Annotated in this window: 24 protein-coding genes; 16 read left to right on the top strand and 8 right to left on the bottom strand. The window is 54.5% G+C overall.

All coding sequences use genetic code 11. The features are described 5' to 3' along the window. Positions 1-536: GNAT family N-acetyltransferase (locus ACPGUT_RS12330; RefSeq protein WP_423991812.1), on the top strand; the 536-nt coding region annotated here is incomplete at its 5' end. A 9-nt stretch (positions 537-545) separates the two neighbouring features. Further along, positions 546-1,391, top strand: coding sequence for a tryptophan 2,3-dioxygenase (gene kynA, locus ACPGUT_RS12325; protein WP_423991810.1), 846 nt, complete (start codon positions 546-548; stop codon positions 1,389-1,391). Positions 1,392-1,482: 91 nt separating this feature from the next. Here kynA and ACPGUT_RS12320 read toward each other — a convergent pair whose 3' ends face one another. After that, entirely contained in the window at positions 1,483-2,094 is a 612-nt protein-coding gene (locus ACPGUT_RS12320; protein ID WP_423991808.1) for a TetR/AcrR family transcriptional regulator, read from the bottom strand. 90 nt (positions 2,095-2,184) lie between these two features. On the opposite strand from ACPGUT_RS12320, the gene ACPGUT_RS12315 reads away from it, so the two are divergent. Continuing rightward, positions 2,185-2,646: a (2Fe-2S)-binding protein gene (locus tag ACPGUT_RS12315; RefSeq protein ID WP_423991806.1), complete on the top strand. Its 462-nt coding sequence runs from the start codon at positions 2,185-2,187 to the stop codon at positions 2,644-2,646. Positions 2,647-2,649: 3 nt separating this feature from the next. After that, positions 2,650-4,890 (top strand): molybdopterin cofactor-binding domain-containing protein, encoded by a 2,241-nt coding sequence (locus tag ACPGUT_RS12310; protein WP_423991804.1) that lies wholly within the window; start codon positions 2,650-2,652, stop codon positions 4,888-4,890. Between the two features lie 144 nt (positions 4,891-5,034). Here ACPGUT_RS12310 and ACPGUT_RS12305 read toward each other — a convergent pair whose 3' ends face one another. The 4 genes from ACPGUT_RS12305 to ACPGUT_RS12290 all read right to left on the bottom strand — a co-directional run bounded on the left by ACPGUT_RS12305 (position 5,035) and on the right by ACPGUT_RS12290 (position 8,988). Further along, a complete protein-coding gene (locus ACPGUT_RS12305; protein WP_423991802.1) occupies positions 5,035-5,421 on the bottom strand; it encodes a hypothetical protein in 387 nt (128 codons plus the stop codon). Positions 5,422-5,538: 117 nt separating this feature from the next. Next, complete coding sequence (locus tag ACPGUT_RS12300) at positions 5,539-6,291, bottom strand: gamma-glutamyl-gamma-aminobutyrate hydrolase family protein (RefSeq protein WP_423991800.1); 753 nt, start codon at positions 6,289-6,291, stop codon at positions 5,539-5,541. 135 nt (positions 6,292-6,426) lie between these two features. Further along, a complete protein-coding gene (locus tag ACPGUT_RS12295; protein ID WP_423991798.1) occupies positions 6,427-6,855 on the bottom strand; it encodes a GlcG/HbpS family heme-binding protein in 429 nt (142 codons plus the stop codon). Positions 6,856-6,858: 3 nt separating this feature from the next. After that, positions 6,859-8,988 (bottom strand): malate synthase G, encoded by a 2,130-nt coding sequence (locus ACPGUT_RS12290; RefSeq protein WP_423991796.1) that lies wholly within the window; start codon positions 8,986-8,988, stop codon positions 6,859-6,861. A gap of 235 nt (positions 8,989-9,223) precedes the next feature. Here ACPGUT_RS12290 and ACPGUT_RS12285 point away from each other — a divergent pair, with 235 nt between their 5' ends. The 6 genes from ACPGUT_RS12285 to ACPGUT_RS12260 all read left to right on the top strand — a co-directional run bounded on the left by ACPGUT_RS12285 (position 9,224) and on the right by ACPGUT_RS12260 (position 14,992). Beyond that, the gene (locus tag ACPGUT_RS12285; RefSeq protein ID WP_423991794.1) at positions 9,224-10,294 is read left to right on the top strand and encodes a fatty acid desaturase family protein; all 1,071 of its coding nucleotides are present in this window, start codon (positions 9,224-9,226) and stop codon (positions 10,292-10,294) included. Then, entirely contained in the window at positions 10,291-10,611 is a 321-nt protein-coding gene (locus tag ACPGUT_RS12280) for a non-heme iron oxygenase ferredoxin subunit (protein ID WP_423991792.1), read from the top strand. Before ACPGUT_RS12285 ends, ACPGUT_RS12280 begins: the two co-directional genes overlap by 4 nt. A 187-nt stretch (positions 10,612-10,798) precedes the next feature. After that, positions 10,799-13,342, top strand: a complete 2,544-nt coding sequence (pepN, locus tag ACPGUT_RS12275) for an aminopeptidase N (RefSeq protein ID WP_423991790.1) — start codon at positions 10,799-10,801, stop codon at positions 13,340-13,342. Between the two features lie 59 nt (positions 13,343-13,401). Continuing rightward, positions 13,402-14,040, top strand: a complete 639-nt coding sequence (locus ACPGUT_RS12270) for a hypothetical protein (RefSeq protein ID WP_423991788.1) — start codon at positions 13,402-13,404, stop codon at positions 14,038-14,040. 79 nt (positions 14,041-14,119) lie between these two features. Beyond that, complete coding sequence (locus tag ACPGUT_RS12265) at positions 14,120-14,440, top strand: I78 family peptidase inhibitor (RefSeq protein WP_423991786.1); 321 nt, start codon at positions 14,120-14,122, stop codon at positions 14,438-14,440. A gap of 24 nt (positions 14,441-14,464) precedes the next feature. Then, positions 14,465-14,992 (top strand): hypothetical protein, encoded by a 528-nt coding sequence (locus ACPGUT_RS12260; protein ID WP_423991784.1) that lies wholly within the window; start codon positions 14,465-14,467, stop codon positions 14,990-14,992. Positions 14,993-15,010: 18 nt separating this feature from the next. On the opposite strand, the gene ACPGUT_RS12255 is transcribed toward ACPGUT_RS12260, so the two are convergent. After that, a complete protein-coding gene (locus ACPGUT_RS12255; protein ID WP_423991782.1) occupies positions 15,011-15,607 on the bottom strand; it encodes a transglycosylase SLT domain-containing protein in 597 nt (198 codons plus the stop codon). Between the two features lie 150 nt (positions 15,608-15,757). Between ACPGUT_RS12255 and gatB the strand changes: the two genes are divergently transcribed. The 3 genes from gatB (at position 15,758) to ACPGUT_RS12240 (ending at position 20,049) form a co-directional block, all read left to right on the top strand. Next, positions 15,758-17,269 (top strand): Asp-tRNA(Asn)/Glu-tRNA(Gln) amidotransferase subunit GatB, encoded by a 1,512-nt coding sequence (gene gatB, locus ACPGUT_RS12250; RefSeq protein ID WP_423991780.1) that lies wholly within the window; start codon positions 15,758-15,760, stop codon positions 17,267-17,269. Positions 17,270-17,464: 195 nt separating this feature from the next. Continuing rightward, entirely contained in the window at positions 17,465-19,237 is a 1,773-nt protein-coding gene (locus ACPGUT_RS12245) for a LuxR C-terminal-related transcriptional regulator (RefSeq protein ID WP_423991778.1), read from the top strand. 383 nt (positions 19,238-19,620) lie between these two features. Beyond that, positions 19,621-20,049, top strand: coding sequence for a DUF4177 domain-containing protein (locus tag ACPGUT_RS12240; protein ID WP_423991776.1), 429 nt, complete (start codon positions 19,621-19,623; stop codon positions 20,047-20,049). A 61-nt stretch (positions 20,050-20,110) separates the two neighbouring features. On the opposite strand, the gene ACPGUT_RS12235 is transcribed toward ACPGUT_RS12240, so the two are convergent. Beyond that, entirely contained in the window at positions 20,111-20,371 is a 261-nt protein-coding gene (locus ACPGUT_RS12235; RefSeq protein WP_423991774.1) for a BolA family protein, read from the bottom strand. 107 nt (positions 20,372-20,478) lie between these two features. On the opposite strand from ACPGUT_RS12235, the gene ACPGUT_RS12230 reads away from it, so the two are divergent. Then, positions 20,479-21,111 carry a J domain-containing protein gene (locus ACPGUT_RS12230; protein ID WP_423991772.1) on the top strand — a complete coding sequence of 211 codons (633 nt, stop codon included), beginning with the start codon at positions 20,479-20,481 and terminating at the stop codon, positions 21,109-21,111. Positions 21,112-21,172: 61 nt separating this feature from the next. Here the strand turns inward: ACPGUT_RS12230 and ACPGUT_RS12225 are convergent, their stop codons facing one another. After that, complete coding sequence (locus tag ACPGUT_RS12225; protein ID WP_423991770.1) at positions 21,173-21,874, bottom strand: SIMPL domain-containing protein; 702 nt, start codon at positions 21,872-21,874, stop codon at positions 21,173-21,175. A gap of 148 nt (positions 21,875-22,022) precedes the next feature. Here ACPGUT_RS12225 and ACPGUT_RS12220 point away from each other — a divergent pair, with 148 nt between their 5' ends. Both ACPGUT_RS12220 and ACPGUT_RS12215 read left to right on the top strand, forming a co-directional pair. Beyond that, positions 22,023-24,050 (top strand): hypothetical protein, encoded by a 2,028-nt coding sequence (locus ACPGUT_RS12220; protein WP_423991768.1) that lies wholly within the window; start codon positions 22,023-22,025, stop codon positions 24,048-24,050. Positions 24,051-24,306: 256 nt separating this feature from the next. Further along, positions 24,307-25,142, top strand: an 836-nt coding sequence (locus ACPGUT_RS12215) for an AAA family ATPase (RefSeq protein ID WP_423991814.1), incomplete at its 3' end; no start/stop codon positions are given.

The raw sequence follows: 25,142 nt of genomic DNA, 5'->3' as shown, positions 1-25,142 counted from the left end.
GTGATGGAGAACGACCTATGGGACAAGCCGGAATACAAAATAAAAAGCCGTGTGACCTAAGTGACCTCATCCTGCGCCCATATCGCGACAGTGACCGCCGCGCGGGTTTCGACGTGTTTTATGACGCTGTGCACCGGGGTGCCGCACGCGCCTATACACCAGCGCAGCGCGCGGTTTGGGCACCGGATGATGGTTTCCGCCCTGAGACCCCGGATAAGATGCTTGATATGGTTGCCTTTGTGGCTGAAAATCCTGACGGATCGGGCCGCCTTGAAGGCTTTTTCGCGATGGAGCGAAACGGCCACCTTGATCGTGCCTTTGTGCGGCCCGGCTGGATGGGTCGCGGCCTGGCGCAAGCTCTCTATGATCTCTTGCTTGAATGGGCGCGCGGGGCTGGTTTAACCCAGCTCACCACCGAGGCCAGCCATCTTGCCCGACCGTTTTTTGAAAAAAATGGCTGGCAGGTTGTCACCCCGGAAACCATTACCCGCGACGGCGTAGAAATTGAACGGTTCCGCATGTCGCTTGCCCTATGAGGCCCCCAAATGACCGATGTAAAATGCCCCTTTAATCCCGAAGATGACGGCGCGCAGATGCGTTTTGACGGGCGGATGTCCTATTCCGACTACCTGTCTCTGGATCCGATCTTAAACGCGCAGAACCCAATATCTGATGCCCATGACGAAATGCTGTTCATCATCCAGCATCAGACGTCAGAACTTTGGATGCGTCTCGCCATTCACGAGTTACGCGCCGCCCGCGAACTGCTTCTCAATGGCGAAACCCGCCCGGCCTTCAAAATGTTGTCCCGTGTTGCCCGCATCTTTGAACAACTGAACAACGCCTGGGATGTGTTGCGCACAATGACACCCAGTGATTACACGACATTTCGCGAAACCCTTGGGCAAAGTTCCGGCTTTCAATCCTGGCAATATCGTTTGATCGAATTCATGGTTGGCAATCGCAACCCTGCCATGCTGAAACCCCATGAACACCGCGAAGAATATGTAAGCACATTGCAGGCGGAACTTAAGATGCCCTCCCTTTATGATATCGCACTCCAGGCCCTCGCCGATTCTGACATAGCTGTCCCGCACCAGGTTCTTGAGCGCGACTTGTCTCAGATGTATCAGCCATCTGATGCGGTAAAAGAGGCCTGGACCATTGTTTACAAAGACCCGCAAAAATACTGGGAACTGTATGAACTGGCCGAAAAACTGGTTGATTTCGAAGACTATTTCCGCCGTTGGCGTTTCAACCACGTCACCACAGTGGAACGCATCATCGGGTTTAAACGCGGCACCGGCGGTACATCTGGCACGACATATTTGCGCAAAATGCTGGATGTAGAGATTTTTCCGGAACTCTGGCATCTGCGCACGGACCTGTAGAAAGCCCAAAAACAAATTGGGGTTGAGGAAAAATCAACCCCATTCACCTTCCGAAAATACTCCGGGGGTGTGGGGGCTGGCCCCCACGTCTTCAGATCGCGATCATTGCGCCAAAGCTTTCCGCCAACACACGCTGCCCCTCACGGTAGGTTTCAACAGTCGTAAACCCGGCCTTCAATCCAAGCAACGCAAGCAGCAATGTATGGGCCAGACCCTCAGATGTGCCTGGGCTGCGGGCAAGGGTCAGGGTGCCCGCGGCGACACCTTCGCTGATCCAGGTCGCGAAAACAGATCTGATCTGCGCTTCGCCAGCCGCCACAACATCCCGGGCAACGGTTTGTTTCAGATCCAAAAGTTCCGGTCCATGTGGTGTCAGCATCATCTTTTCCATCACATCCCCATCTTTCGCCAGCATAGCCGCAAGCAGAGATTGCGCGGGGGTTCCACCTTGGCGCAAAGCCACTTCCATATCTTCGGCAGCTTTTGCAAAATAACCGGAAATCAGACCTTCAAGGATCGCATCCTTATTGGGGAAATGCAGATAAAGCGCAGGCCGGGACATGCCAGCCGCCTTCGCGATATCCGCCATGGCCGTGCGTTGCACCCCGTAATTCATGAAACAGGTAAAAGCCGCTTCAAGAATACCGGAAACCTTCGGATCAGGCGTATCTATACGGGGATTATGCAATGTATCTGCTATCATATTCTTCATCTGACAGTTTTAACAAAAAATGTCAATTGACACACTGACACATTGCGGCAATAATGTCAGAAACCTATACCGGAGGAAGCCATGGCCACCCGACTGACTGTAAACGGCAAGCAGCTGGAAACCGATCTGCCCGAAGATGTGCCCCTTCTTTGGGTGCTGCGTGACGAATTTAACATGACCGGCACCAAATTCGGCTGTGGGGTCTCCGCCTGTGGTGCCTGCACCGTACATATCGATGGCGAAGCCCAGCGTTCCTGTCAGGTCGCGCTGGGGGATGTCTGGGGGGATGTCACGACGATCGAAGGCCTTGGCACCCCCGACGATATGGCCATCTTGCAGCAGGCCTGGGTCGATCATCAGGTGGCGCAATGCGGCTGGTGTCAGTCCGGTCAGATTATGCAGGCCGCTGATCTTTTGTCGCAAAATCCAAACCCGACGGACCAAGATATAGATGACGCCATGCAGGGCAATCTCTGCCGCTGTGGCACCTACCCCCGTATCCGCACCGCCATTCATGACGCCGCCAGCAAGATGGGAGCATAACCCATGGCCAGCTTTAAGAAAATCGCCCGCCGCAGCTTCCTGATCGGCTCCGCCGCCATTGTCGGTGGTGCGGCCTTTGGGGCTTGGTATGTCAGCCGCCCAGCGGAAAACCCGCTAAAATCCCCGGAAGGGGGCGCGGCTTTTAATCCCTTTGTGCTGATCGACCAAAACGGTGTCACACTGATCGCAAAACATGTGGAAATGGGCCAGGGATCACGCACCACGCTTGCCGCACTGATTGCGGAAGAACTGGATGTGCGTCTCGAAGACGTGAACGTGCTTCAGGGACAGCCTGCGCAGGCTTATTACAACAGTGCTTTGCTCGGTGAACTGGTGCCTGGCAAAGGCTATGACCGGGGCAACTTCGCTCATGCGCTGGGTGAAACCCTTGGTGTGCTGGGCAAAGTGCTGAACATGCAAGTGACCGGTGGTTCCAGCGCTATGAAAGACGGTTTCACCGAAATGCGTCTGGCAGGTGCATCCGCGCGTGAAGCCTTGAAAGAGGCCGCAAGTGTGCGCCTTGGCGTTGCAAAAACCCAGTTGAAAACCGAAAACGGTCAGGTGATTGCGCCGGATGGCACAATGCTGGCTTATACAGAACTGGCGGCAGAGGCTGGTCAGATGGATCTGTCTGAACCTGACCTGCGTCCGGCATCTGAATGGAAATACATCGGCAAGAACATGCCCCGCGTGGATATGGTCGGGAAAGTCACCGGCACTGCGCAATATGGCATGGACGTGCGTCCCGAAGGCCTCAAATTTGCCGCCCTGCGTGCCAATCCGAAACGATCCGGCATGGTGCGCTTTGATGCCAGCACGGCCGAAACCATGCCCGGTGTGGACAGCGTTCATGACCTTGGCGACGCGATTGCGGTTGTTGCCAGCAACACTTGGCTGGCCATGCAAGCGGCTGAAACCGTAGAGATTACATGGGAAGAGGCAAATTACCCCAATGAAACCGACCAGATTTTTGAACGCATCGAAGCCGGTTTCGACACCGAAGCAAACTCGACACTGCGCGATGACGGTGACGCTGCGGCGGGCGCGCCTTCAGGCAGTACTGCGCTTGAAGCAAGCTACAAGGTCCCCTACCTTGCCCACGCCGCGATGGAACCCCTGAACGCAACGGTTCTGTACACAGGGGATGCAATGGAAGTCTGGTCTGGCAATCAAGGCCCGATGCTGCACCGCCAGAAAGCCGCTGCCGAGGCCGGGCTGGAAGAAGACAAGGTCACCCTGCATACGCCCTATTTGGGCGGTGGTTTTGGTCGTCGCGGTGATTTCGATTACACCGCCTATGCCGCGCGCCTTGGGGTACAGATGCAGGGCACGCCTGTGATGCTGACCTGGTCGCGCGAAGAAGATATGCGCCACGATTTCTACCGCCCCGGCGCGCTGGCCCGTATGAAGGGCGCGGTGCAGGACGGGCGCGCAGTGCTTCTGGATGCGCAGGTATCCGGTCAGTCCACGACTGTGCAGATCATGAAGCGTTGGATGGATTTTGAGGCCGGGAGTGCAGACAAAGGCCATGTAGATGCGCTATTTAATGCACCTTACGCGATCGAGAACCACCGTGTGCGTGGCTATCATGCGGATGTGGATGTGCCCGTGGGCGCATGGCGGTCTGTTGCGGCCTCGTTCAACGCGTTCTTCCAAGATTCATTCATGGATGAAATGGCTCATGCGGCCGGTGTTGATCCGCTGGAGTTCCGCCTGCAACATATGCGTGAAGAATTCCCGGAAGGTGCCGCCTGTCTTGAGAAAGTGCGCGAGATGTCCGGCTGGACCGGCTCCACACCGAAAGGTGTCGGGCGCGGCGTGGGCTTTGCTTACAGCTTTGGCACACCTGTCGCCCAGGTTGTCGAAGTGGTTGAACAAGACGGCAGTATCCATGTGAATAAAGTCTGGATTGCCTGTGACATGGGCACGGCCTTGGATCCCTCAATCATCGAAGCACAGATGTTTGGCGGCATGGTTTATGGTCTGTCTGCCGCGATCCACGGCGAAATCACGTTTTCTGAGGGCGAAGTCGAACAGTTCAATTTCCCCGATTATGACGCGACACGCATGCACACTATGCCCGAGGTAGAAGTCGCGATTTTGGAAGCGCAGAAACACCTTGGCGGCGCGGGCGAACCGGGCACACCACCGATTGCACCGGCGCTGGCGAACGCCTTGTTTGACCTCTCCGGCACCCGCGCGCGTGAAGTGCCGCTAAATAAGACGTTTGATTTCAAATTCTAACATTGCACCTGGCGGGGGGGATGCTCCCGCCAAGTTTACGCCCTTCGGGCGAAACCCGTTGGGCCCGGCGCGCTTCGCGCGACTTTGGGGCCAGCCCCCGCCAGCTACGCTGTCTCCCCCGGAGTATTTGGGGAAAGTGAATAGTCATCGAGAAAATGTCGCCCGTTGCGCGGTCTGAAAGCTGTCATATACATCAGGAAAATCAAAACGGACCGGTTCAGATAGGTAGAAATCCCGAAACTCCTGCACCTTCCTATCCGTACGTAAAAATCCACACAGGGATTTTCGAAAACGCGTTGGCTTTGATTTGGCGGGCAATTTTGCAAGCCAGTGACGCATCGGTCTGCCAAGCCGGGATCCCGGGTGCAATCGATGGCCGGACGGCAAAGGGTTTTGTTCCATAACGCCCAGAAAGTGATCCAGTTCGGAGGGCATCGCGAAACACAGATCCACACCGTTGAAATGCACCTCCAGCCGACACCACAAGCGTCGTTGCGCCAAAAACGGATGCGCGGCATGAATCGGGCGCATGGGCTGACTACTGTCAGAATGCACCGTTTTCCACGCCCAGAACCGCGCCCCAGCCCAACCACTGACCGGTGTGCGCGGAAATTTACGGTGATATGTCAGCCTGGAAGATTTCAGAGATCAGCCCCGCCCCGCCTTAAACGCCCGTGCGGCATCGCCAAAGGCCTCGAACAGCGGTTTTGAGACCGGATCGTTTTCCGTGTTCCATTCCGGGTGCCACTGCACGGACATGGTGAAACCGGGGGCATCTTCGATGTAAATGGCTTCTGGTGTTCCGTCATCTGCCCGGCCGTCGATCACCACGCGCGGGCCTGCTTGGCAGATACCTTGGCCGTGCAGTGTATTGGTCAGAACCCGTTGCGCGCCAAACATTTTATGGAATGGCCCGTTTTCGGACACTTCGACATCGTGGCGCAGTTCAAACTTTTCAGCCAATGTGCCATCGGGCGGCATACGGTGGTTGTCACGGCCTTCGAGTTCACGAATTTCCGGGTGCAAAGTGCCGCCCATAGCGACGTTCACTTCCTGAAAACCGCGACAGATCCCCATCACCGGCTGGCCCGCCTCAACGCAGGCGCGCACAAGGGGCAGCACCAGTCGATCGCGGTTGCGGTCAAATTCACCGTGCGCTTCGGTTTCTTCATGACCGTATTCTTCGGGATGCACGTTCGGACGACCCCCCGTCAGCACAAACCCATCAAAATGCGCCATCAGATCTTCGACACTGGCGTAATCGGGAATTGCCGGTACAATCAAAGGGATACAGCCGGACACACGCGCAATCGCTTCGGTGTTCATCGTACCTGCGGCATAGACCGGGTATTGATCGTTCAGCTCATAAAAGTTGGAAATAATACCGATGACCGGGCGCAAGTTCTCTCTCCTGGGGCAATTGACTTGCCTGCCAATCTAACCTGTGCGTCAGAGCAGGTCGAGAGGTTTCACAACGCAAAAACGCACAAGTCCGCGACGGAACCTGTGCGCATTTTACAGTTCAACCTCAGGCGATCAGATCTCGGCAATCAGGCCTGCAGCCTCGATCCCGGCCTTGGCCGCAATTGCGTCATTGTCGGATGTGTCGCCGGTCAGGCCAACCGCGCCGATCACAGCGCCATCCGCATCACGCACCAAAACGCCACCGGGCACAGGCACAACCTGACCACCGTAAACGCCATTCACCGCCGCCATGAAATAGGCCTGCTGTTCGGCGCGCGCCATTTGCGCAGTACCCGCCATGCCCAGCATTACCGCGCCATAGGCCTTGCCGTGGGCGATGGGGAAACGACCAGGGGCTGCGCCATCTTCGCGCAGAAACGCTTTCACGTGACCACCTGCGTCCAACACCACTACAGACAAAGGCTTCAGCCCCATCTCGCGGCCCTTTTCCAGCGCGACTTTCATCATTGTCTGCGCCTGATCCATTGTAATTTCAGTCATGTCTTATCCTTCTGCTTTCGCTTCAAGGCGACGGGCATGCAACACAGGTTCCGTATATCCGGATGGCTGCACGCGCCCCTTGAACACCAGATCACAGGCTGCTTTGAAAGCGACCGTATCATAACCAAGTGCCATTGGCTTATACGACGGATCATCAGCATTCTGTGCGTCCACAATCGCCGCCATCTTGCGCATTGCCGCCATGGCTTCATCTTTTGTGATGACACCATGGTGCAGCCAATTCGCCATGGCTTGCGACGAAATCCGGCAGGTTGCGCGGTCTTCCATCAAGCCAACATCGTGGATATCAGGCACTTTCGAACATCCAACACCGGCATCCACCCAACGCACAACATAACCAAGGATGCCCTGGGCGTTGTTTTCAATCTCTTCGCGGATGTCTTCAGGCGACCAGTTCTGACCACGGGCCACAGGCACGCTGAGCAGATCAGAGAGCGTGCCACGTGCCCCGCCCTTGATCAGGTCGGCCTGAAGCGCAAAGACATCAACCTTATGGTAATGCGTCGCATGCAAAGTCGCAGCGGTTGGGGATGGCACCCAGGCACAGTTCGCGCCGGATTTCGGATGGCCGATTTTCACATCCAGCATCTCTTTCATCCGGTCCGGCATCGCCCACATGCCTTTGCCGATTTGCGCCTTGCCAGACAGGCCACAGGCCAGACCAATATCTACGTTGCGATCTTCATAAGACGCAATCCAAGGGCTGGCCTTCATGTCACCCTTGCGGATCATTGGGCCCGCTTCCATCGCCGTGTGGATCTCATCGCCGGTGCGATCCAGGAAGCCAGTATTGATGAAAGCAACCCGCGATTTTGCGGCACGGATACATTCTTTCAGGTTGGCGGATGTGCGGCGTTCCTCATCCATGATGCCAATCTTTACGGTGTTCTGTGGCAGGCCCAGGACCTTTTCCACATGGGTGAAAATCCGGTCGGTAAAGGCGACTTCTTCCGGCCCGTGCATCTTTGGCTTCACCACATAAACAGATCCATGAACCGAATTCCCGCCATCGCGCGCCAGATCATGCATGGACCCAAGAACCGTCACCATCGCGTCAAGAAAACCCTCGCCCGCCTCACGACCTTCACTGTCAAGAACCGCCGGGTTGGTCATCAGATGGCCCACATTGCGCACCAGCAAAAGCGCGCGGCCTTTCAGAACCTCTGTCGCGCCACCAGGTGTTGTGATCTCAAGATCAGGGTTCAGAGCACGGGTGAACACTTTGTCACCCTTTTTGATCTCTTCCGTCAGATCACCGCGCATCAGGCCAAGCCAGTTGCCCCAGGCCAGAACCTTGTCTTCCGCATCTACGGCAGCGACGGAATCCTCACAATCCATGATCGCAGACATGGCGCTTTCCATGCGGATGTCAGAAATGCCAGCCGGGTCAGCAGCACCCACAGGGGTGGAAGCATCAATATCAAGGATGATGTGCAAGCCATTGTTTTTCAGAACAATCGCAGAAGGCGCATCCGCCGCGCCAATATAACCCGCATAGCCCGCGCCATCTTTCAGCGCTGGGGTCAGATCCGCACCTGCTTTGATTTCAGATACATCCGCCCAGGACCCGCCCGCCAGTGGCACAGCGTCATCCAGAAACGCTTTGCCCCATGCAATCACACGCCCGCCACGTTCCGCATCATAGCCCTTGCCCGCAGGCAAATCGCCCAGCGCATCGGTGCCATACAGCGCATCATACAGGCTGCCCCAACGGGCATTCGCAGCATTCAGCGCATAGCGCGCATTCATCACCGGCACCACAAGCTGCGCACCTGCGACCTTCGCAATCTCAGGGTCGGTATTGGCAGTTTCAATCGCGAAATCTTCGCCCTCGGGCACCAGATACCCAATCTCACGCAGGAACGCTTCCTGGGCGGCAGGGTCCAGCGCCGCATCGCCTGTTTCTTTATACCAGGCATCAATCTGCCCCTGAATTTCCGCCCGTTTCGCCAGAAGGGCACGGTTTTCATCGCCAAAGCCATTGACCAGGTCTGACATGCCCGCCCAGAAATCATCCGCCGCCACACCAGTACCGGGCAGCGCATTGCCTTCGATAAATTCTACAACCTGGTTGTCGACCTTCAGACCGGATTTCTCGATATATGCAGACATGATGTTTCCTCAGGATTTCACAATTCCCCGAATAGATACGAAAGTTTCCTGCGCGAGACAATCCATTGGTCAGATCACTTTACCAATAACGCAGCGAAAAGCTTTCCTGACGGATTTGATAATATCGTAATGATTACCCCTGCCCCTGCGATAAAAGCCGCTGCCATACCTCGGCAAACAGCCCACCAAAACCCAAGCTTGCAAGAATCACACAGGCGTTAATAGAATGTGATTAATGACGCTGAGACTGAACGCGGCGATCATGGTGCGGAGCACTCTCGCCTCCGGCGTCGACGCAGATTGTTTTGAAAAACTCCGTCGACAATTCAATGAGACCAACATGACACAACCCATCATAACCCCGCTTACACAAGCGTTAGAAGAGGGAATACTGACGCGTAACGAACTGAAATCATTTATGATCAGATCAAATTGGCCAGCTCTAGGCAGGCTGTTAGTCTGGGGCGTCTTACTGGCCGTCACAACATATTTGATCACGCTGACATGGAATTCATTCTGGATCTGGCCCGCAATGTTCCTTCAGGGCGTAATCTTGGTGCATCATTTCTCTTTGCAGCATGAATGCGTGCATTACACTGTCTTCAGAACACGCTGGATGAATGACCTTGCAGGCAATATATGCGGTTTCATCATCATGCTGCCGAACCGGCATTTCCGTTACGAACACTGCGATCACCACACCTATACCCAACTACACGGCGAAGACCCCGAACTGGTTCCGATGCCCGCAAGCTGGACCAGCTATTTATTCTACCTCACCGCTGTCCCCTACTGGAAAACAAAATTCACAGAACTATTCCGCCACTTCATGGGCCAATTAAGCGCGGATGAACTCCGCTTTATTCCCAAGTCTGAGCAAAAAACAATTTTCTGGGAAGCGCGTATCATGATGGTTGGGTATCTGACCATCTTTCTGGCCATGGCAATCACGGGCTGGTGGGGGCTTGTCTGGTATTGGTTTGTGCCCCTTATTTTGGGCGAACCGGTCATGCGCTTTATAAGAATGACAGAACATGTCGGGCGACCGCAGGTGAAACAAATGAGCGACAACACCCGCACCAACATTGTATCGCTTCCATGGCGTTTTTTGTGTTGGAACATGAACTACCACGCTGAACATCATTATGTTTCTTCGGTGCCCTTCCACGCATTGCCCCGATTGCATGAAAAACTAAAGAACCACATCCACGTCGAAAAGAACGGCTATATCGGCGCCCATATCGACATCATGCGGCAATTGCACACAAAGAACGGCCCGGCCTTTCACAAGGAGACACCGGAATGAGCACACGAATAAAGGAATGGAATGACGTCCTTCCAGAGACTGAGCTTGAGAAGAACTGGGTGACACGCGTACAACTCGGACAGCGGCAGCTGGCGATCTACGACACACCAACGGGCCTCTACGCCTCACTGGCACTTTGCAACCACGCAGGCGCGGATCTGTGTGACGGCTATTTTGACGGCCACATCATCGAATGCCCCCTGCATCAGGGTGCATTTGATGTGCGGGATGGCAAAGCCGTCTGTGCCCCGGCCACCCGAAAAATGATGACCTTTGACACCCGTGTCCATGCCGGAATGGTTCAGGTCTTCATATAAGAAACTCAGGGCGTGCAGTTCTCTGGGTTGCGCGCCCCGGAATATACGCTGTCTACCAAGGGGATTGATCCTCTGCATGTATGCATAATGTATGCATAGGATGTGCATGGGTTGTGCATCCCGATATTCCCCCCTTGCCCTGCCCCATGGATGCGCTACAAATTCCGCAACCTTGCAGGAGCACATCATGACCATTCAGGACACCATTTACCTTTCAGATTACACGCCGTTTGGCTTTATCGTGGAAGATGTGCATCTGACATTTAAGCTGGCCCCAACGACAACCCGCGTGATCTCTCGCATTCGGTTTGCGCCCAACCCTGACAGCCCGTCACGTGATTTTTTCCTGCATGGAGAAGGGCTTAATCTTCAATGGGCCAAAGTGGATGGGGCAGATGTGACACCGGAAATCATCAAGGGTGGGCTGCGATGTGACGTGCCGGATGCGGCTTTCACCTGGGAATGTGAGGTAGAGATTGACCCACAAGGCAACACCGCACTTGAGGGGCTTTATATGTCAAACGGCATGTATTGCACACAGTGCGAAGCCGAAGGTTTCCGCAATATCACCTTCTACCCGGATCGCCCGGATGTGATGTCAAAGTTTACCGTTCGAATTGAAGGGGATAGCCCTGTTCTCTTGTCGAACGGCAACCCTGTGGACAGCGGTGATGGCTGGGCCGAATGGCACGATCCATGGCCCAAACCCGCCTATCTTTTTGCCTTGGTCGCCGGTGATCTGCGTAACTTCCCCGGCAGCTTCACAACCATGTCCGGGCGCGATGTGGAACTGAACCTCTGGGTGCGTCCCGGCGATGAGGGGAAATGTGCCTTTGGAATGGAAGCCCTTAAGAAATCAATGACTTGGGATGAAGAAACCTATGGTCGTGAATATGATCTCGACATTTTCAACATCGTTGCCGTGGATGATTTCAACATGGGTGCGATGGAAAACAAAGGGCTGAACATCTTCAATTCTGCCGTGGTTCTCGCCAGCCCTGAGACCTCAACCGACAGTAACTTTGAACGCATCGAAGCGATCATCGCCCATGAATATTTCCACAATTGGACCGGCAACCGCATCACCTGCCGCGACTGGTTTCAGCTGTGCTTGAAGGAAGGCCTGACCGTCTTTCGCGACCAGCAATTCACCGGTGACATGCGCGGCCATGCGGTGAAGCGCATTAACGATGTTGTCACCCTGCGCAGCCGCCAATTTCGCGAAGATTCAGGCCCCCTGGCACATCCCCCGCGCCCGGATCAATTCGTTGAAATCAATAACTTTTACACCGTCACCGTCTATGAAAAAGGCGCAGAGGTGATCAACATGCTGAAGCATCTGGTCGGGGATGACGGCTATAAAAAGGCGCTGGATCTTTACTTTGCGCGTCATGATGGCGATGCGGCCACGATTGAAGACTGGCTGCAGGTTTTCGAAGATGCCACCGGCCGCGACCTAACGCAATTCAAACACTGGTACACGGATGCAGGCACGCCGCATCTGAAGGTGACGGACAACTTCGAAAACGGCACTTACACACTGAATTTCACCCAGGAAACCGCCCCAACACCGGGACAGGATGAAAAACCCGCACGCGTGATCCCGATTGCTGTGGGTCTACTGAACCCGAATGGTGACGAAGTCGTACCAACGCAGATCCTTGAAATGACGGAAGCGGCGCAAAGCTATTCTTTTGAAGGCCTTAACGCTAAACCTGTGCCATCCATCCTGCGCGGGTTTTCAGCCCCAGTGGTGCTGGAACGCGAAACATCTGCCACAGAACAAGCATTCATGCTGGCCCATGACACCGATCCGTTCAACAAATGGGAAGCGGGTCACGCCTTGACGCGCGAAGTGTTGATCAACATGACACAGGGCGGCACGCCGGATCAGGGCCTGCTGGATGGTCTGGCCGCCGTCGCACGCGATCATTCCCTTGATCCGGCCTTCCGTGCCTTGGCGCTGGCCCTCCCCGGACAGGACAATATTGCAAGCACCCTTGCCGCCCGAGACATCACGCCAGACCCCGATAAAATCTGGCGTGCCCTTCAGACCCTGAAACAGGCCGTGGCCCAGCATCTGCAAGATATCTGGCCGCGCCTGCTGGCGGAAATGGCAACGCCGGGCCCCTATTCGCCTGATGCAGAGCCCGCAGGCAAACGCGCTTTGCATGGTGTTGCCCTGTCATATCTGTCTCAGATCGATGGCGGAGCATCGGCGGAAAATGCATATGCTTCAGCCGGAAATATGACCGAACAACTGTCCGCACTTGCCTGCCTATTGTCCGTAGAAAAGGGCCAGGATGAACTGGCAGCTTTCCGAAAACAGTGGCAAAATGATCGTCTTGTGATGGACAAATGGTTCGGCCTGCAGGTCAGTTATGCCAGCCCGCAAACCTGTGTTGAAACCGCACAACGCCTGTCACAGGATGATGATTTCAACTGGAAAAACCCCAACCGTTTCCGCGCAGTCTTTGGAGCCTTGATGATGCATCACGCCGGGTTCCACCGGGCTGACGGGGCCGGGTATGACCTGCTGGCGGACTGGTTGATCAAACTAGACCCGGTCAATGGCCAGATTTCTGCGCGTATGTCCACCGGCTATGAAACCTGGAAACGTTATGATGCAGCGCGTCAGGCAAAAGCCCGTGCGGCGCTGGAACGCATCAATGCAACGCCCGACCTCAGCCGTAATCTGGGCGAGATGGTCACACGTATTCTCGGGGCTTGATCCCTTTTCCGGTCGGCCTTTGGGCCGACCTCAACTTTCCTAAATTAAATGGTGGCTCGATGTTTCGCATATTACTTTTCATCACAGCACTTGCGCCGTCCCTGGCCGTGGCTGCACCCACTATTTCAGACATTCGCAAGGCCTATGCCGATGCAAATATTGCGGTGAATGAACAGGTCATTCCCATAGATGAAGACTTCGCCCAAAATGCCGAGAGCGCTTTTATCTCTTCTGACGCTGTCGCAGCTCTGCGCGGCAATCTAGCCGGGGATACCATCTATGCGTTCCGATACTCTGGCAGCAATTATTACGCGAGCTTCCTTGAGCACGATGACGAAATTATTCTGTCATATTTTTATCTGCCTGTATTCTCTCTAACGGGCTCATCTCCGCCGGAAAGCTTTGTGGAAATCTCAACGAAAGTGACGTCGGCAATGACCGATGGCCTGATGGGCGAGGACGATATCAGCGCTCTGATAGGGGCATCCGTTGGCGAAGCACACGCTTATTCAGCCGGAACATCGACGGAACCACACCCTGGCGTCATCCACCGGAACGGACCCGGATATCAGTTAACAGCACACGCCTTGGTCCCTGACTGGATCACAGTGACCACCAGCCGACTGAACGAATGCCCATATGTAAGCAACGCACTCGGATGGTTAGGACAATATATCTGTGCGGCCGCCGGAGATTGAAGCCACACGCTTAGGGGGAAATTCTACATCAAACTCCCCTTAGAGGAATCGCACCGATCGATTAAACAACCTTATACGAGTGAAAACCATACCAGTTAGTGAGAGCCCGGTGCGTTACTTAGTTTTAACTGCAGGGGCAGGTCTGTCACTTTTAACAGCCTGCCAGACCAGTCAGACATCCACTCCTCTGCCAGGTGGCACAGAATTTCGCTGTGCTGCGGGAGAATTACAGGGATTGGTTGGTCAGCCGGAAACGGTTCTGGAGAGTATGAGTTTCGGGCCCTCCGTCTGGCTACGTGTCCTGCATCCGGACGATGCCATGACCCTAGATTATCAGGTCAATCGAACGAACATTGCGATTGCAGAAAATGGGATAATATCCGATATTCATTGTAGTTAGTACCAGTCACAACCGGATTTCCCAATGCCAATTATTCTTGCCCTAATTTCTGCTGCCGCGGTGGCTTACTTCTGGATGAACCGCGCGCGCAATGCCGCTGACCTAGCCGGGGATCTGGTCAATGCCGCCAATGATGTACGTTTGGCCGCGCGCCGTTTTGGTTTTAAGCGTCGCGCCAATATTCATCCGGTTGAGGCAATCGAAGATGCAGATGTCGCAGTCGGTGCCCTAGCTGTGGCTTTTCTTGAACTTGATGACCTGCCGACGGCAGATCAGCGCAACGTGCTGGAAGACAGTCTGGCAAAAACCCTAACTCTGCCGACAAAAGATGCAAGTGAACTGACCGTTCTCGGACATTGGTTTGTTACGGAATGTGGTACGCCCAGTCAGGCCGTTGCCCGTATTTCACGCAAGCTATATAAACTGAACGGTGCAGATAGTTTCGAGCCACTGGTACAAGTTCTGGGCGACATTGCGGCGGCCGGAAATGGTTTAAGCGAAAGCCAAAAAGACGCGCTTGAAGATGTCAAACGCGCCTTTCGGATCCGGTAATATCGATTGCAGAGCAGGTTACTGCTGGCAATACGGCTGTGCGCGGCTCCAGCTGATCATATCGTTGCGTTTGCGTTCGGAATGAAACGGGCCCCAGTCTGCCGCCACACCGCGCCAGCCTTCGGACACAACCCCATCGCGTACTGCGGTATGGGCAATGATACGAATGGCACAGGACAGATTGGCCTCGCCGTTTTTCAGGGCCTCGCCACTGCGCGCCTCGCAGCCATATCCACGCGCAGTTGCAGGTGCGATCTGGACAAGACCAAACCATTTTCCGCCGCCCCCCACAGCCCGTGGGTTCCAGGTGCTTTCATGTTTCGACAATGTGGATAAAAGCCCCGCCCAAAAGGCTGCGCGCCCTTCGCGTGATTGCCCTTCATATCCCGGGCACCATGTTTCCGTGTCACGCGGCACCAATTGTGTCAGAGCCTGCCCGTGGCTGTTGATGGCGTCTAGCGTGGCACTGGTCCAGGCACTGCCTTGTGGCAGATGCCCCCAACGCAGATCAGGTATTTCCCCCGGCGCCATACGTGAGACTTCACCTGCATCATCATTGCCACCACCACAGGCCGCAAGCACCAGACAAACCGCCATATATTTCAGACCGCGCATCACAATCCCCCTTTTTCAGCTGTCACAACCTCGCCTGCCCGTTCACAACACACAAGTCTCAATTCGCGCCCATCCCATTCTGCGCAACCTCTTGCCCCCCAGACAATGCTGTCATAGAAGAAGCGTAACGTATTAAGAGGCCCGGACCGAATGCTTGATCTTACCTATACAGCCCCGAAACCCAAAGTCATCAGCGGCATGCGCGACGATTGGGAACTTGTGATCGGGATGGAAATCCACGCGCAAATAAGCAGCGAAGCAAAGCTGTTTTCCGGTGCGTCTACCAAATTCGGCAATGAACCAAATTCCAACGTGGCTTTTGTTGACGCCGCCATGCCCGGCATGCTGCCTGTGATCAACGAATACTGCATTGAACAGGCGGTGCGTACAGGCCTTGGTTTGAAAGCTGAAATCAACCTGTTTTCCGCCTTTGACCGTAAGAACTATTTCTACCCGGATCTTCCGCAGGGTTATCAGATTTCTCAGCTGTATCACCCGATTGTGGGCGAAGGCGAAGTTCTGGTGGAACTGGAAGAAGGTGTGGCGCGCAACGTGCGCATTGAACGCATCCACATGGAACAGGACGCCGGTAAATCCATCCACGACATGGACCCGACCATGTCTTTCGTCGACCTGAACCGCACGGGCGTTGCCCTGATGGAAATCGTGTCGCGCCCAGATATCCGAAGCCCGGAAGAAGCCGCTGCATTTGTTGGCAAACTGCGCCAGATCCTGCGTTACCTTGGCACCTGTGATGGCAACATGCAAAATGGCAACATGCGCGCAGACGTGAACGTTTCTGTCTGTAAGCCCGGCCAGTATGAGAAATTCATGGAAACCGGTGATTTTGGTCATCTCGGCACCCGCTGTGAGATCAAAAACATGAATTCTATGCGGTTCATTCAAGCGGCGATCATGGTCGAAGCAAACCGTCAGATTGCGATTATCGAAGATGGCGGCAAGATCGATCAGGAAACACGTTTGTATGATCCGGACAAGAACGAAACCCGGTCTATGCGTTCCAAGGAAGAAGCACATGACTACCGGTATTTCCCCTGCCCTGATCTGCTGCCTTTGGAAATTGAACAGGGTTGGGTAGATGACATCGCGGCAACCTTGCCAGAACTGCCTGACGATAAGAAATCCCGTTTCATGGGTGATTTCGGCCTGTCTGACTATGATGCGTCCGTGTTGACTGCCGAAGTTGAAAACGCCGATTTCTTCGAAGAAGTCGCCAAAGCCGGTGACGGTAAACTGGCGGCGAACTGGGTGATCAACGAATTGTTTGGCCGCTTAAAGAAAGACGATAAAACCATCCAGGACAGCCCGGTGAACCCGACCCAGCTGGGCGGTATTATTGCCCTGATCAAAAAAGGTGATATTTCCGGCAAGATCGCTAAGGATCTGTTTGAAATCGTCTATACCGAAGGCGGCGATCCGGCAGAGATCGTAGAAGCCCGTGGCATGAAGCAAGTGACCGACACTGGCGCGATTGAAACGGCTGTAGATGAAATCATTGCAGCGAATCCTGCCCAGGTAGAGAAAGCCAAAGCCAACCCGAAACTGGCAGGCTGGTTTGTAGGTCAGGTCATGAAGGCCACCGGAGGCAAAGCTAACCCAGCGGTCGTCAACCAGATGGTCAGCGCCAAACTTGGCCTGTAACTATCTGTAAAAAGATGATTTATTAAAAAGCGTCGCAATGAATTGCGGCGCTTTTTTTGTTTGAAACACCACTCAAAACTAAACTGAATAGTTCAGTATTATACTTTTACCATCCAATATAAACTGCTAAAGTACCATAGCACGGTGACGGACAGGTCACCGCGCGTTTCGATGACTATCGGATGTGTGGAAATAGTGAGTAATAACACCTGGAAAAACGATCCGACGGCTGAACGCCACCGGAACGAATTGATTGATCGTCTGTATGAAGTGGCCATGGATCCCGGCCGCGCAGCAGAGATGCTTGAACAATGGGAAGCATTGGTCAATCCATTGCGCGATGCCGCAGATGAACATGACGTGGTCCTGTTGAATGACAGCGCGATGGAAGAACATATCTCTCGCGCAGATCGTTTTCTTGATCGCTATGCCAATACGCTTGAACCACCCAGCGAACGAATGGCATTGATTGATTCTTTTGACATGGCCGCCGCATTTCTGGTTGAAAGCGATCTGACGGTTGGAGCACTGAACGCCGGTGCCCGTGCAGCATTGCAGATCTCGGAAGGCGCACCGGTTACCACCCTGCCCGTAGATGCAGAAGATCTGCCCAGTCTGGTTCGGCAAATGCGTGATATGCTTCAGGAACGGGGGCCAACCATGTCTTTGTTCCGGGTCCGCGCTGTTGATTGCGGACATTTCATCATTTTCCGCATCCGTCACCGCATTTTGCGCGATGGTGCACAGGCGCTGATCGTTGCGACATCTGAACTGGCCTGGCCGCCTGAATTTGACAGCATCCTGATGGAAGCTTTTAATTTCACCCAGACCGAAGTCGATATCGTGCGTATGCTGATCGAATGCTGTTCGGTGAAAGACATTGCCGAACAACGTGGTCGATCAGTCGACACCATCCGGGCACAGATCAAATCGATCCTCGCCAAGACAGAAACACGTTCACAGGTTGAACTGATCCGTCTTGTCTTATCGATGATGGATATGACAGGATTTGCGGTCGCGGGCCCGGCAACGACCGAAGCCTGGAGCCGCGGATATTCCCAGAACGCATCCCCCAGCGGCGCAGCGAAGTTACATACAACCTATGCCCCGGATGGGCGGCGTCTGGATTATCTGACCTGGGGCGACCCCAACGGACGCCCTGTTGTGCTGTTACATGTGGAAATCGGGATGTCCCGCTGGCCCCGAAGTGGCGAGCAGGCTGCAGGAAAAGCTGGCATCAAGATCATTACCCCAATCCGCGCGGGATATGGTGACAGTTCCCCCCTGCCCGCCAAAAGCGATTTCACCAAAGGTGTGATCGACGACATTATGCATGTCCTGAAAGCTGAAAATGTGAAAACCTGCACAGTTGTGTCGCTGTGTGCGGATGTGCGCTTTGCAGCCCATATCGAAAAATACTATCCCGGTGTGATGACCGGGCTGATCGCCGTTGCTGGTACCCCGCCACCAGATTCACCAAGTGAATATGATCACATGGATCTGTGGCAGCGCTTTCTACTGGTCTGCGCCCGTTATACGCCACACCTGCTGACCTTCACTGTCAAAGCCGGTTTTCTTATGGCGCGCAAATACGGCCAGCGTAAGTTTCTGAAACATGTTTACGGCAAATCACAGGCAGACATTGATCAATTCAATGATCCCGAGATCTGGGAAGCTGTGACCACAGGCATTCAAATCTGCCTGTCCGACACCCATTCCGCCCATAAAGCCTTCACCCGTACAATTTCCGAGGAAATTAAGGGATGGCATGCAGAATTCAGCGCGCTTGAAAACCAAGTTCCAGTGCATTTCATCAATGGTACGATGGATGCGCAGGCGACAATGGAAATCATCGAACCCTTCTTTCACAACCACCCTTGGGTCACCTATGAACTGATCGAAGGCGCGGGCCAGCTGTTGATCTACAGCCACTGGGATAAAGTTCTCAAAAAAGTTAACCAATTTTAGCAAATTCGAAGGATTTACCCCAATTGGGGTATGCGACTCGACGTAGCGTCATGGCATTGTTGTAATCACAGTAGCGGTGAGTGTTGCCAGTACTGCGTTAACGAGTGAAATCATCAGATTGCAGTTGTGCCTGTGTTTTTGGGTGCTGCCGCCTTTTGTTTGTTATCCACTGACAAGACCCTGTCCGGTCTTTGCGACTTCGGATTTTCAGTTCCCCACACAACTGATTTCCGAAGTCGCGTCAGTAACCCGAGTTTTCCAAACACCATCATGCGGTCTGGACGCAACACCTGCGGTCTCTGCATCCGAAATAATCAGTTTCCTTAGACAGCCCACCCTGGTCTGTGATAGCTGCAGCTGGCTTGCCACTGCCGGAGAAACCAATGTCTGCGTTTGAATATAAAGTCGTCCCTGCGCCCCTGAAGGGCAAGAAGGTTAAAGGTGCCCGCGGCACCGAAGCCCGATTCGCCGCTGCCCTGGCTGAAGTCATGAATGAAATGGGTACTGAAGGCTGGGAATATCAGCGCAGCGACACATTGCCCTGCGAAAGCCGCAGCGCAATGGGCAAAAAATCCACGCAATATATGAATATGCTGGTGTTTCGTCGTGAAACCGACACCGCGCAGACCGAAGACACGCCTGCTGCCGTGGAAATCGCTGACACCCCAGTCCTGCGCCGCGTTGCCCCGCCTGTCCAGCACCCTGAAAGCGAAGAGATCACTGCAGACGATGCAATCGATGATGTAGAAGACGTTGCAGATCAGGCAATAGAAGACGTCCGCGTGGATGAAAAACCTCGGGCGGCCTCATAGCTGCCTGCAGCATCCCCAGTCAAAACGATGACCCGGTGCGAACAGCCCCGGGTCATTTGCATTATGGAGCACTGATATCCAACGCCAGCGCATGGATACGACCGATCAGGTCGGGGCCAAGTGCCTTATGGACGGCTCGATGACGGGCAATGCGGGTCTGGCCTTCAAATGCTGCAGCCGAGATCGCAACACGAAAATGACTCTCCCCACTGCCATCATCCCCGGCGTGCCCCTGATGCAGGTTGCTTTCATTGACCACTTCAAGGCTCTTTGGGGCAAAAGCCGCCTCAAGCTTTGTACGAATTTCATCAGTTACCATCATTTTTTCATTCAGCCCCTTCAATCCTGCTGAGTTTGGTCTAAACTCTCTCGTCCGAGTCGGAAAGGCGGCGGCAACAGGAAATACCGCTGCAAGAAGGAATACTGGCCATGAAAAAAGACGATCCATTTGGCTTCGATATGTCGGTGAGCACGGCAAAAAAGAAAAATCCACGTGGCAAACGGGGCATGTCTGGCGCGTTTGAAACGTCTCAGCGGGTGTGTGAACACGAAGGCTGCAAAGAAAGCGGCCAATATCGTGCACCACGCTCTCCCGATCACCTGGATGAGTATCTGTGGTTCTGCAAAGATCACGTCAAAGAATTCAATCTGAAGTGGAACTTCTTTAACGGAGCCACCGAGGAAGAAATCGACGAACAGATCCAATCTGATCGTGTGGGTGGTCGTCCGACCAAACCGATACGTAAATCAGATGAACAGCGCGCATGGGAACGCCTTGGCGTGGATGACCCCCATCAGGTTCTGGGTGAAAATGCCACCCGTAACCCGGGCAAATCCATTACCGGCAGCACCCGTAAGCTGCCCCCAAGCGAACGTCGCGCAGTTGAAGTTTTGGAGGCCAAAGATCACTGGACCAAGGCCGAAATTCGCAAGGCTTATAAGAAACTGATCAAAATCCTGCACCCAGATCTGAACGGCGGGGATCGTTCCGATGAAGAACGCCTGCAAGAAGTTGTCTGGGCCTGGGATACCATCAAGGCCAGTCGCAGCTTTAAAGAATAAACGAATAAGGGCGCCTGTTCATAAACACAGGCGCCCTTATTTTTGTTAGTCGGGTATTCCGTTAATCAGCGATTTCAATCACCAAATTGATCTGTGCGCTGATCTCTTGTTCACCTGCGGCCATAGGGACCCCGGCAGAGGCAGCCATTTCCATACGCATCATCGGATAAGCACCGCCACCACTGCTTTGTGGTTCGGAAATACGCAGAACGTCACCAGTTTCTACGCCTGCAGCCAAGGCATAAAGCGCTGCCTTTTCCAATGCATCCGCAACCGCCAGCCGGCGGGCTTCGTCCAGATGCGGTTTCATATCCTGCACGCTGAACTGCACCCCGTGCAACTGGTTCGCCCCCGAAGACACCAGTTGGTCCAAAATTTGTGGCGCGCTGTCCAGATCCCGCAAACGGATCGTCAGCATATTGGTCGCGATATATCCTGCGATTTGGGGCGGCTGGCCATTGTTGCTATGAACATAGTCTGTGCGCAGGTTTAGCTGGCTGGTTTGCGTATCTCGGGGTTCCACACCTGCATTGGCGGCGATTTCCATCAGTGCGGTCATCTTTTCAGATGTACCCGCCATCGCATTTGCTGCATTGGGCCCGCGGGTTTCCACACCGATCGTCACCACGGCCATATCCGGCGTCACGGCAACTTGACCGGACCCCTGCACAGTGATTGCCCGGCTGTGCAGTGCGGCCCCCTCCGCCATAACCACGTTGCCCATCAGACAAATTGCCGTTGTCATCGCTGTCAAAAATCGCATTTGAATTCCTTTCAATTCTGCTTTCCTAAACTTATGACGCATGCCACCGCCTATTTCCTGGCATTTTCCTGGCCCTACCTTTCACCTGGCGGATTTCTGCGATAGGACAGAGACAGATATTTCTGCTGACCATTGGACAAGACGCCCTATGACACCCGGATTTGCACTTAATCTGACCCATGAAGGCATTGGCCTACTGTGGCATTCTCCTGATGGTTGGCAAAATTTGGGCGATGCCCGCTTGGATGATCCCGGACTTGAGGACAGGTTGCGTGAAATGCGCGATTTGGCGCTGGCCCAGGAAACGGAAGCCCTACTGTGCAAACTGATCATTCCAAATTCAGAGATTCTTTATCTCGAATGTGACATTGCTGATAATGCACAGGAACGCGAAACCGCAGAGGCAGCCCTAGCAGGACGCACCCCGTATGAATTGGATGATCTCAAAATTGATTGGGTCCGTCAGGGCACACGCCTGCAGATTGCTGCTGTGGCCTGTGAGACGCTAACCGAAGCTGAAAGCTTTGCAACGGAACATCAGTTTAATCCGGTGACCTTCTGTGCATCTCCGGAAAATGATGCCATTTTCATGGGCGAGCCATCTTTTGGGGAAACATCTGTAGCCCGAGATATTCTGACTGCTGTTGGGGCAAAGGAAATACCTGTTGTCGCCTCTAAAAAGCCAGTCAAAGGCGTTGATCCTTTCAAAGACGTTGATCCTTCCGCGCAGCCAATGGCTGAAACCCCGATCGTAGAGGTTTCAGATGGGGCACCAGAGATGTCCCCTGCCCAGGCTCCGCAGCCTGAAGCACCATCCTTGAAGGAAACAGTTGAAGATGTCCCCGTCATGGCCCCGGCCATCGATAAGACCGAGACGCAGGAGGATCTGTCCGATGTGGCATCTGAAGAGGTTTCACGGTCTGAGACAATCGAAGTCTCCCCGATTGCGGCGTCCGAAACGCTGGCCCCGGCTGACGAAAAGAAAAAGCCCGTTGTTGCCATTCTGTTATCTGGCGTGGCCGCTGTCGCGCTTGGCGTTGGCTTTGCGCTCTGGCAGTCCCAACCAGAAACAAGCCCAGATCCTGCGGCTATTGCCAATACAGGTGTAAGCGCGCCGGAGGACACCAACCCACCCCCTTCCCCCGAGCCTGTCCGACAGCCCCTGCCAAGCCAAGAGGATGCCGAGGCGTTTTACGCCGGTACCGATATCTGGCTTTTGCCGCCGGACGTAGGGCAGTATGACGATGGCACATCTTCTGCGCCAACCGCCCCCAACCGCGAAGCGGCAGGCAGTTCATCTATTATCCGGGCCTATATCCCATCGCATGACCCTGCCCTATTGTCTCTGGATGCGCTGGCTCTGCCCTTGTTGAATACGTCCTCTGCAAATCAGTCCCTGCCAGATATTTCAGAACCCGCCCCTGCCGGCACAGTGTTTGCACTCAACTCTCTTGGCCTTGTGGTGCCGACACCAGAAGGCACGACCACCCCTGATGGTATACGCCTGTTTGCCGGGCGTCCGGATTTCCTGACACCGCCACGTCCGCCCGAGGCCGCAGAAGCGCAGGAAGAAATCGTTGCAGAAGACACCGTGGATCTGTCTGAACTGCGCCCGGTGCTACGTCCGGGAAACCTGGCCGAGATACATGAGCGCAATGTCTATGGTGGCCTGACAAGAGCAGAACTTGCGGCCATTCGCCCGGTATTGCGTCCTGAATCCGCCCAAAGCGCGCCCGAAGTTGACACGACACCCACTGAATATGCTGTTGCGGTTTCTTTGGTGCCATCTGCCCGGCCTGCAAATTTTCAGGAAACGGTCACCGCAGCATTGGAGGCCCGCACAAGAACGACACGCAGCCAATCTTCTGGCAGCAGCACATCGGCGAGCGCATCAAATTCATCCGCCCGCAGCACCGCCCCAACAATTCCGACACGGGCATCGGTTGCACGCAACGCCACAATCAACAACGCAATTCGCCTGAACAGGCTTTCTCTGGTTGGCGTGTATAAGACAGGCAACACCCGCCGCGCCCTGATGCGCACTCGCAATGGCCGTTACAGACGGGTGGAAGTCGGGGACCGGATCGATGGCGGACGAATTGCCGCAATCGGAAACAGCAGCATTCAATATGTCAAAGGCAGCCGCAACGTTACAATGGAAGTGCCCGGATCCTGACCCCGAGAACTGCCGCAAATGCACCTGAAAGCAGACGCAATCGGACCTGCAATCTGCAATTTTGTGATGTATCCGAATATCGTGTGTCGCAACCCTTGCGTATGCTCTGATTTTGAGGCACCAAAGCGGCGACGCGATACGCGCACAGGCGCAAAATACACGGAAACAGGCCTTTATGGCCAGAGACACCCCCGTGTCGGACCGAACTGGTCTGACGGATGCGGGACAGGCGATGACCACAGAGACGGATACGATTATGACAGCTGATGTAAAACCCACCGAAGAAATTTCCGTACGCGAAGTTTTTGGCATTGATACAGATATGGTTGTTAAAGGCTTTGCCGAACGCGGCGACCGAGTCCCTGAAATCGATCCGACCTATAAGTTTGACCCTGACACCACCTTGGCCATTTTGGCGGGTTTTGCTTACAATCGTCGCGTGATGATCCAAGGCTATCACGGCACAGGTAAATCGACCCACATCGAACAAGTTGCGGCGCGTCTCAACTGGCCCTCTGTGCGTGTGAACCTCGACAGCCACATCTCTCGTATTGATCTGATCGGTAAAGACGCCATCAAACTGGTCGACGGCAAACAGGTCACGGAATTCCACGAAGGCATTCTGCCATGGGCGCTGCGCAACAATGTTGCCATCGTGTTTGACGAATATGATGCGGGCCGTGCGGATGTGATGTTCGTGATCCAGCGTGTTCTGGAAACCGATGGTAAACTGACGCTGCTTGATCAGAACGAAATCATCACACCAAACCCGAACTTCCGCTTGTTCGCGACCGCGAACACTGTTGGTCTGGGCGACACAACCGGCCTGTACCACGGCACACAGCAGATCAACCAAGCGCAGATGGACCGTTGGTCCTTGGTTGCGACACTGAACTATCTGTCTCACGACGCCGAAGCCAATATCGTTGTTGCGAAGAACCCTGTCTACAACACCGAAGCCGGACGTAAAACCGTATCGCAGATGGTGACAGTTGCCGAACTGACCCGTACGGCGTTTATGAACGGCGATCTCTCCACCGTGATGAGCCCACGCACCGTGATCAACTGGGCCCAGAACGCCCAGATTTTCCG

Origin of the sequence: Halocynthiibacter sp., from assembly GCF_049608145.1 — a bacterium.
GTDB lineage: Bacteria > Pseudomonadota > Alphaproteobacteria > Rhodobacterales > Rhodobacteraceae > Halocynthiibacter.
This window is presented reverse-complemented; position numbering and strand designations above follow the sequence as displayed.

Bases quoted from the DNA above. Each gene is read 5' to 3' on its own strand.
- kynA (WP_423991810.1), top strand. From the start codon at position 546: ATGACCGATGTAAAATGCCCCTTTAATCCCGAAGATGACGGCGCGCAG.
- ACPGUT_RS12320 (WP_423991808.1), bottom strand. From the start codon at position 2,094: ATGATAGCAGATACATTGCATAATCCCCGTATAGATACGCCTGATCCG.
- ACPGUT_RS12315 (WP_423991806.1), top strand. From the start codon at position 2,185: ATGGCCACCCGACTGACTGTAAACGGCAAGCAGCTGGAAACCGATCTG.
- ACPGUT_RS12310 (WP_423991804.1), top strand. From the start codon at position 2,650: ATGGCCAGCTTTAAGAAAATCGCCCGCCGCAGCTTCCTGATCGGCTCC.
- ACPGUT_RS12305 (WP_423991802.1), bottom strand. From the start codon at position 5,421: ATGCGCCCGATTCATGCCGCGCATCCGTTTTTGGCGCAACGACGCTTG.
- ACPGUT_RS12295 (WP_423991798.1), bottom strand. From the start codon at position 6,855: ATGACTGAAATTACAATGGATCAGGCGCAGACAATGATGAAAGTCGCG.
- ACPGUT_RS12290 (WP_423991796.1), bottom strand. From the start codon at position 8,988: ATGTCTGCATATATCGAGAAATCCGGTCTGAAGGTCGACAACCAGGTT.
- ACPGUT_RS12285 (WP_423991794.1), top strand. From the start codon at position 9,224: ATGACGCTGAGACTGAACGCGGCGATCATGGTGCGGAGCACTCTCGCC.
- ACPGUT_RS12280 (WP_423991792.1), top strand. From the start codon at position 10,291: ATGAGCACACGAATAAAGGAATGGAATGACGTCCTTCCAGAGACTGAG.
- pepN (WP_423991790.1), top strand. From the start codon at position 10,799: ATGACCATTCAGGACACCATTTACCTTTCAGATTACACGCCGTTTGGC.
- ACPGUT_RS12270 (WP_423991788.1), top strand. From the start codon at position 13,402: ATGTTTCGCATATTACTTTTCATCACAGCACTTGCGCCGTCCCTGGCC.
- ACPGUT_RS12260 (WP_423991784.1), top strand. From the start codon at position 14,465: ATGCCAATTATTCTTGCCCTAATTTCTGCTGCCGCGGTGGCTTACTTC.
- ACPGUT_RS12255 (WP_423991782.1), bottom strand. From the start codon at position 15,607: ATGCGCGGTCTGAAATATATGGCGGTTTGTCTGGTGCTTGCGGCCTGT.
- gatB (WP_423991780.1), top strand. From the start codon at position 15,758: ATGCTTGATCTTACCTATACAGCCCCGAAACCCAAAGTCATCAGCGGC.
- ACPGUT_RS12240 (WP_423991776.1), top strand. From the start codon at position 19,621: ATGTCTGCGTTTGAATATAAAGTCGTCCCTGCGCCCCTGAAGGGCAAG.
- ACPGUT_RS12235 (WP_423991774.1), bottom strand. From the start codon at position 20,371: ATGATGGTAACTGATGAAATTCGTACAAAGCTTGAGGCGGCTTTTGCC.
- ACPGUT_RS12230 (WP_423991772.1), top strand. From the start codon at position 20,479: ATGAAAAAAGACGATCCATTTGGCTTCGATATGTCGGTGAGCACGGCA.
- ACPGUT_RS12225 (WP_423991770.1), bottom strand. From the start codon at position 21,874: ATGCGATTTTTGACAGCGATGACAACGGCAATTTGTCTGATGGGCAAC.
- ACPGUT_RS12220 (WP_423991768.1), top strand. From the start codon at position 22,023: ATGACACCCGGATTTGCACTTAATCTGACCCATGAAGGCATTGGCCTA.